Origin of the sequence: Enterococcus massiliensis (assembly GCF_001050095.1) — a bacterium.
Lineage (GTDB): Bacteria > Bacillota > Bacilli > Lactobacillales > Enterococcaceae > Enterococcus_C > Enterococcus_C songbeiensis.
The window spans coordinates 495462-508955 of record NZ_CVRN01000007.1 but is presented as its reverse complement, the minus strand read 5'-3'; the positions used below and the strand labels follow the sequence as shown (position 1 = coordinate 508955).

The following is a 13494-nucleotide window of genomic DNA, read 5'->3' as shown; positions in this document are numbered from 1 at the left end:
TTCATTAACTGAGCTAGCATACTTTTGCATACTAGCCAGTTGAAAATGAACAAAAAAATCAACAAGGCAGGGAACATTTCTCTCTACTTTGTTGATTTATTTTATTCTAACCCTTCCATCACTTGAGACGTATCTAAAGCATAAAGAATACTCTTTCCATTGTTTTCACCTTGATAGGTGAGTTGGAGCGCTCCTTCTTCAAAGAATCGACTTGTTGCCACTGCCACACCTTCATTAACAAACAGCTCCAAGCTAGAACCATCAATGTACATTTGTAAATGAAAAAGTTCTGTTGTCAGCTTTATCTTGCGTGATTCCAATTGACCACTCACCCAATTTCTTCTTGTTAAAGAAAGGATTCGCTGTTCTTTTTCATACTTTATCTGCGTTTCATTTTTTATTTTGAAAGCAAAATCCTCAGCACCTTCTGGAAAATCTAAGAGAATTTCATAAGTCAGTTGGTCCACACTTATTTGCCAATCTTTTTGCAATGAAAATGACTTCTTCTGTGAGCGAAGCTGCTGCAATTCTTTAATTGGTTGTTGGATGAATTGATTTTCTTTTGTTGAGAGAATTCTGGGGATCGTCAATCCATGCATCCAGCCAAGAGCATTTGTTGGAAGATTTTTTTCTGCCTCTTCCATCATAGGACCCATCCAGCCAAAAAGGATTCGACTGCCATTTCTTTCAAATGTCTGGGGAGCATAAAATTCAAACCCCCAATCTATTTCATTGAACTGCGCATCTACAAGTTTATATTTTTCCTTTTCTTTTGTGACTTTAAGATAGCCGGTTTGATATAGATTGTGAAAACGGTACTCTTCCGCTTCAAATCCCTGAGGTGAAAAAATCAGAAACTCTTGTTCACCAATCGTTATCAAATCTGGGCATTCCCACATGTACCCACGTTGTGAAAGCTGGGAAATTTCCTCCTCCGAGAAAAGACTTCCCAATGCTTCCCACGTGTATAAATCTTCTGATTGATAAAGGAGACAATCTCCTAATCGAGTTTGTTTCTGGGCACCAAGAATCAATAGATAGCGTTGTTTTTTTCTATCAAACCAAACTTTTGGGTCCCGTACATGGCGTGTATACCCCTCTGGATGAGGTAAGATTGGTCCTCTTTTTTCAAAATGAAAACCATCCTCTGAAGTAGCTAAACATTGATAACTAGATCTTGTTTTGTCTTCATTAATGACATTTCCTGTGTAAAAAACATGCAGAACTCCATCTTTTTCAATCGCCGATCCCGAGTAGATTCCATCTTTATCATACCATTCAGAAGGCTCTAACGCTGCAGAATGCCGCCTCCAATGGACCAAATCCATTGAAGTAAGATGTCCCCATGATTTATTGTCATGGGTCAGTCCGGTCTGATTCCATTGATGAAACAAATGAAAGACTCCTTTAAACTCACATAGTCCATTGGGATCATTTAACAGACCATGTAAAGGAGCGATATGAAAAGCTAATTCGTAGGCTGCTTTTCCTACTTTTGTACTAAGCAACATCTAAAACTTTGCTTTCTGCTAAAATTTCTTTATCGGCAGTAACCATTTCCTTCGTGATCCCAAAAAGATAAGTTAAGATAAAGCCAGAACCGATAGACAGTACGTTTACGAACAAGTATGGTAGCAATTGCCCATTAAGATAAAGCAAGGTTCCAGGAATAACCGTCACGGACATGCCTGTTCCTGCAAGTTGCATCAAACTTGCTGCAAATCCTCCAATTGCTCCACCAATCAGACCCATGATAAATGGTCGAACGTAACGTAGGTTCACCCCGAAAATTGCCGGTTCAGTGATTCCTAGAAAAGCAGATAACGCAGATGGGAATGCTAATGCTTTTAATTTTTTCGAATCTGTTTTTATTCCTACTGCAAGAGTCGCTCCTCCTTGTGCTGCGATTGCACAAGTGATGATTGCGTTAAATGGGTTATTTCCTAGATTTGCTAATAATTGAACTTCTAAGAAATTAAAGATATGGTGGACACCTGTTACAACGATTAATTGATTAGCAAAACCGATGATCAAACCAGCCAGTCCAAATGGTAAATCTAAAATAACTTCTGTTGCAGTCAAAACTACGGTTTCCATAGAATGGAAAATCGGTCCGATTGCTAGTAAAGACAAAATACTCATCACTAACAGTGTTAGAAATGGTGTGAAAAGTAAATCAAATGTATCTGGGATTACTCTACGGAGACGCCGTTCTAATTTTGCTCCCAAAATTCCCGCAATGAAAGCCGGTAAAACCGTTCCTTGATAACCAACGATTGGAATGAAGCCAAAGAACATCAACGGGGTTGCATCACCTGCAGCAACAGCATAAGCATTCGGTAAAGCCGGATTCACTAACATCAATCCTAAAACGATTCCGATAATCGGACTTCCACCAAACACTTTAAAGGTGGACCAAGCTACTAATGCTGGTAAAAAAGCAAAAGCCGTATCAGTTAATACTTGTGTATACAGTAAAAAATGAGGATCAATCGCATCTGGTGTCGTTCCGAAAATAGATAATACTTCTGGTTGAGTCAAAAGCCCACGTAATCCCATGAAAAGCCCTGTAGCGACCAATACAGGAATGATGGGTACAAATACATCTCCAAATGTGCGAAGCATGCGCATGAAAGGATTTCCTGTTTTATTTACTTCATTTTTCAAATTATCTTTAGAACTTTCTGCTACTCCCAGACCAATGACTTCCTCATAAATCTTATTAACTGTTCCTGTACCAAAAATAATTTGATATTGACCGGAATTGAAAAAGGTCCCTTTGACTTTTTCAATCGATTCAACTTTTTCTTTATCAATTTTCTTTTCATCGTTGACCATGATTCTTAATCGTGTTGCACAATGAGCAACCTTTTGGATATTTTCCTGACCGCCCACGGCTTGGATTACTTCTTTTGCAATTTCTCGGTTGTTCAAATTTAACTCCTCCTTATGAGAGACCGTTCCCACATTCTTTTTAAAAGAATCCCACAAACAGCCATTATGTGGGAACGGTCTCATATGATGATATTAGCGTATCATGAAAGCCTATTCATTGTCAACGGTTTTTTTGAATGCGCTGTCTCTAAATAAAACAGACGTTTCAATCATCGTTTCTTTAGGAATTTCTTGTCCTTGAATTTTTTGATACAGCCTGTCAGCAGCCACTTCCCCTACTTCTTTATAATGAAAATCAACTGTCGTTAAACTTGGCAATAGGTATTCACCAAACCCATATCCCCCAAATCCAGTAATAGACACTGTTTCTCCCACCGGAAGTGCCAGTTCATGGGCAGCTTTAATCAATCCTAACGCCATATTATCTGTAGCTGCAATATATAAAGCTTTTGCCTCTTTCTTCATCAATTCTAACCCAAGTCGATACGTGTCTTCTGCACGAAAAGTAGAATGGATTATTTTTACCGAGATACCAGCTTTTTTAAAGGTATCTAATACCCCTGCCTTTCGTTCTATACCTACTGAAATATCTTTTTCTGATACACCGATGTAGACCACATTTTCAAGAGGACTCGCTAAAAGTGCAGTTGCCAACTTTTTCCCAGCTAAATAATTATCATGGTTAACGGAATAGACTTCTTTATGCGATTGACCAACAAAAATAACCGGAATCGGAATCTGATGGACTGTATTTAGATGTTCTTTACTGATTTCTGTCGCAATTAAAATAATCCCAGCAACTTTATTTTGTACCAAATAATTAAGGCTTTCTATTTCTCCTTTTTCTTCAAGATCGGTGTTGGAAATCAAAATTTGGTAGCCTGCTGCTCGTGCCTGCCGGTCGATTCCTTCCAACATTGCCATGACTGAAAGAGAATCAATCCGAGGAATGATTACTCCGATAAATTTACTTTTCTCCGCTTTAAGGTTGCGGGCAAACTCATTTGGTGAAAAATTATATTTATCAATTATTTTTTTTATTTTTTCTGCAGAGTTCTGACTCACGTAGCCCTTATTCAGGTACCGGGACACTGTACTTTTAGAGACGCCTGCTTCAGCTGCAATTTGCTTGATAGTAACCATCTTTTTTCTCCTAAATCATAATCTATGTTTTATTTCATTCAGTGTAACAGAAAGCAATTTAAGAAACAAAAATTACAAAAAAACATTACAATAAAAAGAACAGGAAGCATTACGCCCCCTGTCTCCTTATTTTCTCTTCACCCGCTGAACAAATTGTTCTAACGCTTGCAAATCATACAACTGCTGATTACATGCTTGGCTGTCGACACAAATATAGTTGCCTTTTTTCGTATAGGTGCCGTCGCCGCTTTCTTTGGTGGTTGCTAAAAATAGCGCCACCGTCGCGGTGTGGTTGCAAATGCTGCAAATATTTTTCAAATGATTCGGCGACAAATGACCAGAAACACCGGTCAACTGATCCTCTTGATAAAGTAGGATGAATTTCTTTTGACTGCCAGGATCATTCCAACCAATGTATGAATTTTCCCGCAGATCCATGCTCTCCCAGTCAGGGATTTTTAGTTTCTTGGTTTTGCGAAATACTTTTTCCACTTGCTTGTTGGAAGGTGGGGCAAAAGGAATCACATGTTCCTTTATTTCCTCAAAAAAGCGTTCTGCCCGAGCTTTCGTCAAGGTCGTGTCTAAAATAAATGGCGAGAGTTTCCTAAAAATTTCTGATGTTTCTCCAAGAATTTGTTGGATCTTTTCGATCGTCAATGCCTGCATCGTTTGTACCGTCTTCGGATCGTTAACGGATTGATAGGTATTGATCAGATGATCGACTTGTTTTTGGACGGCAAAATAATCATTGGGTTTTATTGTTGGTTGCATTGTTTTTCCTTTCTTCAAACCAGTGATACTTTGAAGAAATGCACCAAAGTATCACACTACCAGGCGACACTTTTTGGTGCAGAGGATACGAAACGTATCACATGACCACCCCCCTAAAATAATTTATCTCCTCGTTTTTTCTACAAAGGTGATAATAGCCAGTTTTTGAAAAAAATGCAACAAAAAACGTATCTTCAAGAAAAGATACGTCATCTGTTACTTATTATTTATTGCTATCTGCAGCATTCCAAATTTGTTTTAACGCAGGCACATTTCCCAGCTCTGTCATATTAGTCGGTAAAATCACCGTGTTGCCATTGTTTTCTACCACATGTTTAAAAGCTTCAATTCCAAGATAAGCCAGCATTTGATCGTTGAGTTGACTGTCTTGGATAGCCTGATTGATTTCTTTGATCCGTTGTTTTTCTGCTTCTGTGACGATACGGATACGTTCCGCTTCTGCTTGCGCATCAATATGAATACGTTCTGCCCGTGCAGTGGCATCGATTTTGGTTTGCTTCGACCGAGCAGCAGCATCGATCTCCATTTCAGAGGCTTTGGCTTCTGATTCCAAAATGACTGATTGCTTGCGGCCTTCAGAAATCGTGATTTGTGATTCTTTATCCCGACTGGCGGTAATCAATTTATTCATAGAATTAACGATTTCATCAGAAACGGAAATTTCCCCAATGTTAATCCGATCAATTGACAGCCCATAACCCGCCGTAATATCCCGAACACTTTCGTACAGTGCCACGTTGATTTCTTCCGTACCATTCAGCACTTCATTCAAATCCATCTTCCCGATAATGCCACGCAGATTAGACTGACAATCTTGAATCATTGAGAGTACAGAATTTTGGTTATCATAAACAAATGCCCGCACATCGGTTACATGGTATTTAATTGCTTCGTCGATTTCAACGATAACATTATCCTTAGTAATAACACTTTGCGGATCGATTTGAATCGGAATCTGTTTCAAAGAAACCCGTCTTTTGACGTTGTATAAAACCGGAATCAAAAAATGCAATCCTGGTTCCAAAGATTTCACGTATTTCCCAAAACTTTCAACAACTTTGACTTCTCCCTGTTCCACGATAACTACCATCTGTGAAGCCAAAAAAACGACTAAGATAATAACTAAAATCAAGATAATAATACTAAAAATTGCCAATGTAATTCACATCACTTTCCATAAGATAGTTGTTCACCTGTACCAACAATTGATTTGCGTCATATGCGACGACTTCCAACATCACTCCTACATCCGGAATTCCAGCAACTACCTTGTAATCATACCAGCTGCCGTACACTCGAACGATACCGGTATACGTTCCTGTCGTTGTCCGAAAACATTTGCCTAATGTCTTTTCCATCTGATAATCTACCACGACTGCGCCTCCACAAGTAACGATTTATCCGCATTATAGCAGAAAAAACACCCGCTATGTGAAATTTCACGCAAGAAGGAGGGTTTCCTCAAAATGTTTCACATGAAACATAAAAAAGGAAAGATGGATGCAAAATTTTGCATCCATCTTTCCTTTCCTATTAACCCAATTCTACGCTGTCTTTTCCACTAATTGTGGGACGGCTTTTTTGTTGTAGTTGATCAATCGCATAGCATTGAAGATAACCACTAAAATACTTGCTTCGTGGACAAACATTCCGCTTGCCATATAGATGAAGCCAGCCATTAGTCCAATCAGTAAGAAGGCAACTACGCTGATAGCAATGATCACATTTTCCCGTGTGTTCAATACGGTTTTCTTCGATAATTTGTAGGCATGAACCAATGCGGAAAAACTTGATTGCATCAAGACAACATCGGAGGTTTCAATAGCAACATCAGTTCCGCTGCCCATAGCAATTCCGATATCGGCAGTTGCCAATGAAGGCGAATCATTGATACCGTCACCGACAAAAGCAACCCGACGACCTTCTTTTTGGAATTGTTTAACGAATCCAACCTTTTGATCTGGCAGTAATTCAGCATGAACTTCATCAATACCTAATTTATTTGCGACATATTCGGCGGTAACTTGATTGTCACCCGTCAGCATAACCAAATGTTTGGCACCAGCGGCTTTAAGGTTGGCTAATTCTTCCGCAACTTCCGGACGAACGATATCGGAGATACCGATAATCAATTGAATCTTGCTGTCGATGGCTACGATTACGATTGAGCTGCCGGTTTGTTGCAAAGCAACCAAATCTTTTTGTTGTTGGCTGGTCAATGAGACATGGTGGGTTTCCATTAATTTAGCATTTCCGGCACAAACGGTATGACCGTCGATTTTTGCGGTGATCCCTTGTCCTTTAATGGTTTGGTTGTCGCTGATCGACAAGTCATGATACGCAATTTTCTTGTCGTCGGCGTAGCTCATGATGGCCCGACCTAAAGGATGATCCGAAAGAGTTTCAATTTTGGCAGTTAAGCCAATAAATTTTTGTTCCTCTGAGCCATAGCTTTTGATTGCCGAAACGGAAGTCGTTCCTTTTGTCAATGTTCCTGTTTTATCAAAGACAAACGTATCGATTTTTGAGAAAGTATCCATGGCTTCCCCACCCTTGACCAAAATACCGCGTTTTGCGCCATTACCGATCCCGGCAACGTTGGAGACTGGTGCGCCGATAACCAATGCACCTGGGCAGCCTAATACTAAGACTGTGATGGCTAATTTAAAATCACGGGTGAAAAGAAAGACAGCTAAAGCAATCAGTAGGACTGCAGGCGTGTAAAATTGTGAAAAACGATCAATAAATTTTTCTGCATGAGATTTTGTATCTTGGGCATCTTCTACCAATTCGATGATTTTTGCAAAAGTAGTATCGTCCCCAACTTTAGTGGCTTTGATTTTCAAAAAGCCGTCACTTAAAATAGTTCCTGAAAAAACTTCATCAGATAATTGTTTCGTCACTTCTTTTGATTCACCGGTTACAGCCGCTTCATCCGCGTACCCTTTTCCTTCAACAACGACCCCATCAACAGGAATCGCACCGCCGGTCTTGACCAGAACGATGTCTCCTTCTTCTACATCATCGATCTCAACTTCTTCTGTCGTACCATCCGCTTGCACAATCAAAGCAGTCGTTGGTGCCATTTCAGTCAACGATTTGATTGATTCACGGGTTTTTGACAAAGTTTTTTGTTCCAAGAAATTCCCGAACAAGAATAAGAAAGTAACGATGGCTGATTCATTGTATTCTCCGATAATAAACGCCCCGACTACCGCGATGGTTACCAACAGTTCAATACTGATAACTTTTGCCTTCAATGCTTGAAAGGCGTGAATTGCAATTGGGATGACAGCGATAATTGATGCCAATGCCAATGCAAGTTTATACAGTAGCATCACCCCGGCAAATTTTCCAACAAAACCTACGACAATCAACGCAGCGGTAATCCATGTAATATGGTTACTGTGGTCTTGAATCCATTTTTGAAATTTCATTTTTTACTCCTCCATCACTCATTTGATGTACCTAGTGTACGTCCAAATAAGCAGAAAGAAATTGATGGCTGTCAAGTTTTCAAAAAATTTGCACAAAAAAACTCCCGCAAAAAGCGAGAGTGATAAACGGAAAGTAACTTAATTTCTCCAAAGAGGGTTGTGAATCAATTATTGTTTCTTCGAAAATCTAATCTGTGATAATTCATTTTCTCTGGAATGACACCTCGTACCCCACCAGCAGGATTCTCTGTATCATCCTTCTATCTAGGAATCAGGTGACAATGAAAAATCGTCTGTCCAGCGACTCCTCCACAATTCAATCCAATATTATATCCTTGTGGAGAATATTGGAAATCTAACACTTTTTTTGCTTCTAACAACAATTCGCTCATATTTTTTCGCTCTTGTGGAGACAGTTGAAAAAAATTTATCCTATGCACTTTAGGGATGATTAATAGATGCCCTAAAGAAACAGGCTTCTTATCATAAAACACAATACAAGTTTCATTCTCTAAAATTACCGAAATTATTGCGGTACAAAAAATACAATCTCACACTTTATCTCACCCATTCATAATTAAAATTTTCAGTAAGTTTTCCCATTTACTCTACTAATTTTTTATCTGATAAAATAATCATACCACCCTAAAAAACGATTACAATCCGTTTATTTCCTATTTTCTAGGTCTTCTTCCCATGCTATACTTCAAGTAATTAATCTATCACAGATAAATCAGATTAGAACGAATGCACGATTTTTTAATAAAAGTTGGGAGACGGGTGATTTCTTGCTTAGTGTATGTTATTTGTTCGGTCAAGCTGCAAAAAGTCTTTTACGAACAAAAGGGATAGTCAGTATTGGAATACTAACAACTTTATTAACTTTTTTTTCCTTTCTTGCTGTTAACGCCAGTTTGTTTCTAAACCATTGGCATGGGGTGATGGTAACAGATTTACAATCAGAAATAGGCTTCGCCCAAACAGCACCCTTGTTGGCATCCACTATTTTTAAAGGAATGGCGTTTATACTCGCTGCAGCTTTATTGTTTGCGACTGTAGGTTATTTGCGACGAACCTTTCTACAATTAGCAATCATGGAAAAGGAAGAATTTTTTACGATGTATCTTCTTGGTCAAAGCATTCCCAGAATCGGTATTGAATTCGGATTGCAGGCTGTTTATGCCACAGTATTTTTCTTTAGTATCGGCATAGGTTGTGCAAATTTTTTGTTTCATCGTTTCTTGATGGATGCTGAAAAGTCGGGACTTTTCGCGAATATTATCCCTACTTTCTCTCCTTCTTGGTATAGCTATTTTCTTTTAGTTTTTACAAGTCTGCTTTATATTTTTGCTAGAACCTTTTTAGCTGTAAAAAAACAATTCAATAAAAATACCAAAGAATAATTTTCCACACAAAAACAGCCGGCTGGTTAGACCGACTGCTCTAAAGGGAAGAAATGAAAAAAAGTTTGGGTTATTGGGTTGAATAGACTATAACCGGTGCAGCTTAAAACAAACTTAATGCTATGAGCATAATTTTTATTTTTGTCGGTCTTTTTTCCAATCTTCCCGAGTCAAACGTGTAAAATGTTCTGTACGGGTGGTCGCCAACAATGGCACCGGAATATCAGAAACCGTGTGGGCGTATGTAAAACCAGCCTTTTCCTGTACTCGTTTTGATTTTTCATTGCCTTCATAATAGCCGCACCACATCACAGGAATTGCCAATTCTTCAAAGCCATAGCGTAGAATTTCTGTCATTGCTTCCGGCATCAGCCCCTTCCCCCAAAAGGGAACCCCCAGCCAGTAACCAATTTCTGCATCTGAAGAAGCCATAAAAGGCTGCCGTGCTTGTTCCTCATTTGTCATAATACCAATACTTCCGATTACTTCTTCCGGTGCTTCCCTCAAGGCAAGAGCAAAGGTCAGCGGATCAGATAACACTGTTTCAATAATCTCTCGACTATTTTCCACGCTTATATGAGGCGGCCAGCCTGCCATCGGACCCACACGATTATCTGATGCTAGTTCAAATAATTTTTCTCCATCCGCAGTCGTCCATGGTCGTAAAATCATTCGCTTAGTTTGTAACGCCATTTTTCTTCCTCTTTTCTAATACTATTGAACTTATTGTAGCATAATTTCTTTTTTCTACACCATTTTTAAAAAAGCCCACACAAAAACAGCCGGCTGGTTAGACCGACTGCTCTAAAGGGAAGAAATGAAAAAAGTTTGGATTATTGGGTTGAATAGACTATAACCGGAGCAACTTAAAACAAGCTTAACCGATTTTATTTTTCTTCAATCGTAAAAACCGGTGCATCAGCAGTCAGTTTTTGTGAACTCCCGGAAATACTGAAATAGTTTTCCATCAACCGCTGCATTTCATCCATTGCTTGATTTGCCCGCTGTGCTTGTTCTTCGTTGATGGCTTCAATGACCAACAATGCTTCAGTCGTGTCGTCCGTCAACATGGTTCGTTGGGCTTCCCGCCAATTCAAACAGCGGCACACCGCGCCTTTTTCATCATAATAAATAATTTCTTCTGGCAACGCCGGCGCATCCACTTCTGCTCCTAAAGGCAAAAAAGTTTCCCCACCGATGGCTTTGCCTAAATGCAGGTCACCGGCGATTTTTTTCAGATCTTCCCCGCCACAAGGTACGGCATATTTCAAAGAAATACTGTTGTAAATATCCACCAGCGGATTGATTGGTGAAAATTCATGTCCTTGGTTGACCCGCTTCAAGAGAGCTTCGATGGAGGAACGGGCACCTTTTTTTGTTTTAAATTGACTGAATGCTTGCCGCCATTGTGCAACAACAGGATTTTGGCTGAAGGTTTCTTCTGTCAAAAAATGTTGCGCTTCTTTGGCACCGTTTTTCAATAGTTCTTCAAAATATGCGTGATTTTCTGGCTGATTTTTTACTCCTTTAAGATGCAGGACGTTGACTTGCGCATCGGGAAAAAGTGTCCAAAATTCTGGTTCTACACTAACTTTCATAGGGATTCCTCCTCGATATTTTTTGTCATAATCCAATCTGTCTGTTTGTCATCACCCATATAAAAGGAATGAGCACCAACTTTGGCAAAGCCCATTACCTGATAAAAAGCCTTTGCTGCTTCATTGTGCTCCCACACCCCAAGCCAAACTGTCTGATTGCCTTTGCTCTTTGCCAACTGAATCGCCTGTTTCAGCAAATAACGTCCTAATCCCTGCCTTTTAAAAGACGTGCGAATATAAATCCGTTCTACTTCCAAAGCATTCGCGGCAATCGATTCTGTTTGCGCTGTTCCTGTGTTTATTTTTAAATACCCCGCCAACTGTTCCTCAAAAAAAAGAAAATAAAATTCTGAATCCATCTGTTGCAATTCTTCTGTGAGTTTTGCCGAATCGTAGGCTTGCTCTAGATAATCTTGTAGATCTTTGGCAGTATTATATGCGCCAAACGTATCTGTGAAAGTTTCGATACTAAGTTGTTGCAGAGTCGCTAAATCCTCTAATGTACATTTTTTTAGTTGTGTCGTCATTCTTTTGCCTCTTTTCAATACACTCGTTTATACCCTTTTTTTACCTCGTTCCAATCGGTATCAATATTTTTTCTGACCTTTTCCAAAGTTGCGGCAAAATTTGCCACCTCTTCAGGAGTCAGCCCAGACAAAGCCCGTTGATTGGAATAGGCGTTTTCTTTAAGAATCAGCGGAGCAGTCGCTTTGCCTTTAGCGGTGGGAAAAAGTCGTTTGATTTTACGGTTTTTTTCGTCTTCCCGCTTTTCGATAAAGCCATTTTTCTCCAATTTTTGAATCGCTCGGGCAGTGGTGGTCCGGTCTACTTTGATCCGTTCCGCCAATTTATCTTGAATGATTCCCGGATCTTCAAAAATTCGCACCAAATATAAATACTGTCCTCTTGTCAAATCAAATTCTTTGAATTCGATATTGGCGATTGAATCCAAAGCACGGGCAATTACACCGATATCTCTCAAAACTTCCGTCATTCAGATCCCCTCTTCCTTGTAGAAATAATATACAACCTTTTTATTGCATTTGCAACAAAAATATATACAAAAAAACCAGTCGGCTGGTTAGACCGACTGGTTTCTAAAGGGAAGAAATGAAAATGAAAAAGTTTTGGTTATTGGGGTTGAATAGAATATAACGCCGGTGGCTTAACTGAGGCTTAAGAATTTTTAGTGTCGTTTTTTTTCTAATTCTTTCGCCAGTTCTTTTTGTTCTTCGCTAAAGAAATTCGTTGTGCCAAGATTTTCACCCGTCATATCAATGACCCCATTTGCCGCCATCCCGCCTTTATTCAAACCTCCAAGACCCGTATCCACCATCCTATTCCAACCTTTGAGAGGATCTTTGCCTTCTGCCCGCAACTTTGCATTTTTTATCCGCAATTCTTCAGCCTTCTCACGTTTTTGTTCAGCCAACTGCTTTTTCATTTCCTCCAACATTTTGATGACCTCCCTAATTTTAGTTGAATTTTTTTCAAAAGCTCCACGCATTCTTTATAAGTTATTTTTTTGCATTATACAACAAATTCCCACAAATGACAGCCTTTTCAAAACCACTTACTATTAAAAGGCTTAGTGAAATCGCGCCCATCGATTTTTTTGATAGGTGATAATCGCAGAGATACCCGCCACAATCAAGGAAAAATACCCCAATGGAATACAGAAAAATGCGGGTTCGATCAGATACCCCTGTGCATCTACCCGTGAGCCTACTACCGCCGCAACCAAAAAGAAAATGAAGCCAAGTACAGTAAATGTTTTCGTCAACGTATACTTTTTCATACCAATCCCTCCTGTAACAAAAGTACCAGAAAAGAATTAAGAAAAAGTTGAGATGACAAAAATGTTCGTTGGCGATTGTGCAGGTATTAAAAGTGAGGCGTTTCTGCTAAAAAAGATTAGAATCCATTCATCCTGATTTCCAATCTAAAATTATTGCTCATGATAACCAGAAGAGAAAAAGTCCGTATAGCATAAAATAACAAAGGTCACTGATTATCCATGATTTTTTCCCACGGGTTGCTTTGGGAACGAAGTACAAGTCAATCGCAGATAATATCAAGATAACTATAGAAAATGCAATGAGTTGCGAAAAGTTAAAAATGAAAAAAATAGCTGCTATTAGAACAATTGCAATGATAATTGTGATTACATAAATTTTTTGCAGATTCTTGGGTAGTTTATCATAATTACCTAACATAAAAACCCTC

At 39.1% G+C, this 13494-nt stretch carries 13 protein-coding genes and 2 pseudogenes; 1 reads left to right on the top strand and 14 read right to left on the bottom strand.

Features of this window, described 5'->3' with window-relative positions; genetic code table 11:
- Positions 1-101: 101 nt before the first annotated feature.
- The 8 genes and pseudogenes from BN1875_RS09700 to BN1875_RS09665 form a co-directional block, all read right to left on the bottom strand.
- Positions 102-1511, bottom strand: a complete 1410-nt coding sequence (locus tag BN1875_RS09700; RefSeq protein ID WP_048604650.1) for a glycoside hydrolase family 32 protein — start codon at positions 1509-1511, stop codon at positions 102-104.
- Positions 1512-1530: 19 nt separating this feature from the next.
- A pseudogene (locus BN1875_RS09695) lies at positions 1531-2934 on the bottom strand (sucrose-specific PTS transporter subunit IIBC); the annotation flags it as partial.
- Between the two features lie 111 nt (positions 2935-3045).
- On the bottom strand, positions 3046-4038 hold the full coding sequence (locus BN1875_RS09690) for a LacI family DNA-binding transcriptional regulator (RefSeq protein WP_048604648.1): 993 nt from the start codon (positions 4036-4038) through the stop codon (positions 3046-3048).
- Between the two features lie 126 nt (positions 4039-4164).
- Positions 4165-4809 (bottom strand): FusB/FusC family EF-G-binding protein, encoded by a 645-nt coding sequence (locus BN1875_RS09685; protein WP_048604647.1) that lies wholly within the window; start codon positions 4807-4809, stop codon positions 4165-4167.
- 223 nt (positions 4810-5032) lie between these two features.
- Complete coding sequence (locus tag BN1875_RS09680) at positions 5033-5986, bottom strand: SPFH domain-containing protein (protein WP_048604646.1); 954 nt, start codon at positions 5984-5986, stop codon at positions 5033-5035.
- The gene (locus tag BN1875_RS09675) at positions 5973-6188 is read right to left on the bottom strand and encodes a hypothetical protein (RefSeq protein ID WP_048605317.1); all 216 of its coding nucleotides are present in this window, start codon (positions 6186-6188) and stop codon (positions 5973-5975) included. Before BN1875_RS09675 ends, BN1875_RS09680 begins: the two co-directional genes overlap by 14 nt.
- Before the next feature lie 186 nt (positions 6189-6374).
- A complete protein-coding gene (locus BN1875_RS09670; RefSeq protein WP_048604645.1) occupies positions 6375-8267 on the bottom strand; it encodes a heavy metal translocating P-type ATPase in 1893 nt (630 codons plus the stop codon).
- A 164-nt stretch (positions 8268-8431) separates the two neighbouring features.
- Positions 8432-8812 (bottom strand): annotated as a pseudogene (locus tag BN1875_RS09665) (HIT family protein).
- Between the two features lie 243 nt (positions 8813-9055).
- Between BN1875_RS09665 and BN1875_RS09660 the strand changes: the two are divergent.
- A complete protein-coding gene (locus BN1875_RS09660; protein ID WP_147570594.1) occupies positions 9056-9670 on the top strand; it encodes a hypothetical protein in 615 nt (204 codons plus the stop codon).
- Positions 9671-9805: 135 nt separating this feature from the next.
- Here BN1875_RS09660 and BN1875_RS09655 read toward each other — a convergent pair whose 3' ends face one another.
- The 6 genes from BN1875_RS09655 to BN1875_RS09630 form a co-directional block, all read right to left on the bottom strand.
- Positions 9806-10363, bottom strand: a complete 558-nt coding sequence (locus tag BN1875_RS09655) for a GNAT family N-acetyltransferase (protein ID WP_048604642.1) — start codon at positions 10361-10363, stop codon at positions 9806-9808.
- Between the two features lie 194 nt (positions 10364-10557).
- Positions 10558-11268 carry a B3/B4 domain-containing protein gene (locus BN1875_RS09650; RefSeq protein WP_048604641.1) on the bottom strand — a complete coding sequence of 237 codons (711 nt, stop codon included), beginning with the start codon at positions 11266-11268 and terminating at the stop codon, positions 10558-10560.
- A complete protein-coding gene (locus tag BN1875_RS09645) occupies positions 11265-11795 on the bottom strand; it encodes a GNAT family N-acetyltransferase (protein ID WP_048604640.1) in 531 nt (176 codons plus the stop codon). Before BN1875_RS09645 ends, BN1875_RS09650 begins: the two co-directional genes overlap by 4 nt.
- Before the next feature lie 14 nt (positions 11796-11809).
- Positions 11810-12262, bottom strand: coding sequence for a MarR family winged helix-turn-helix transcriptional regulator (locus tag BN1875_RS09640; RefSeq protein ID WP_048604639.1), 453 nt, complete (start codon positions 12260-12262; stop codon positions 11810-11812).
- 192 nt (positions 12263-12454) lie between these two features.
- The gene (locus BN1875_RS09635) at positions 12455-12724 is read right to left on the bottom strand and encodes a hypothetical protein (RefSeq protein ID WP_048604638.1); all 270 of its coding nucleotides are present in this window, start codon (positions 12722-12724) and stop codon (positions 12455-12457) included.
- Positions 12725-12856: 132 nt separating this feature from the next.
- Complete coding sequence (locus tag BN1875_RS09630) at positions 12857-13066, bottom strand: DUF3955 domain-containing protein (RefSeq protein WP_048604637.1); 210 nt, start codon at positions 13064-13066, stop codon at positions 12857-12859.
- Positions 13067-13494: the final 428 nt, after the last annotated feature.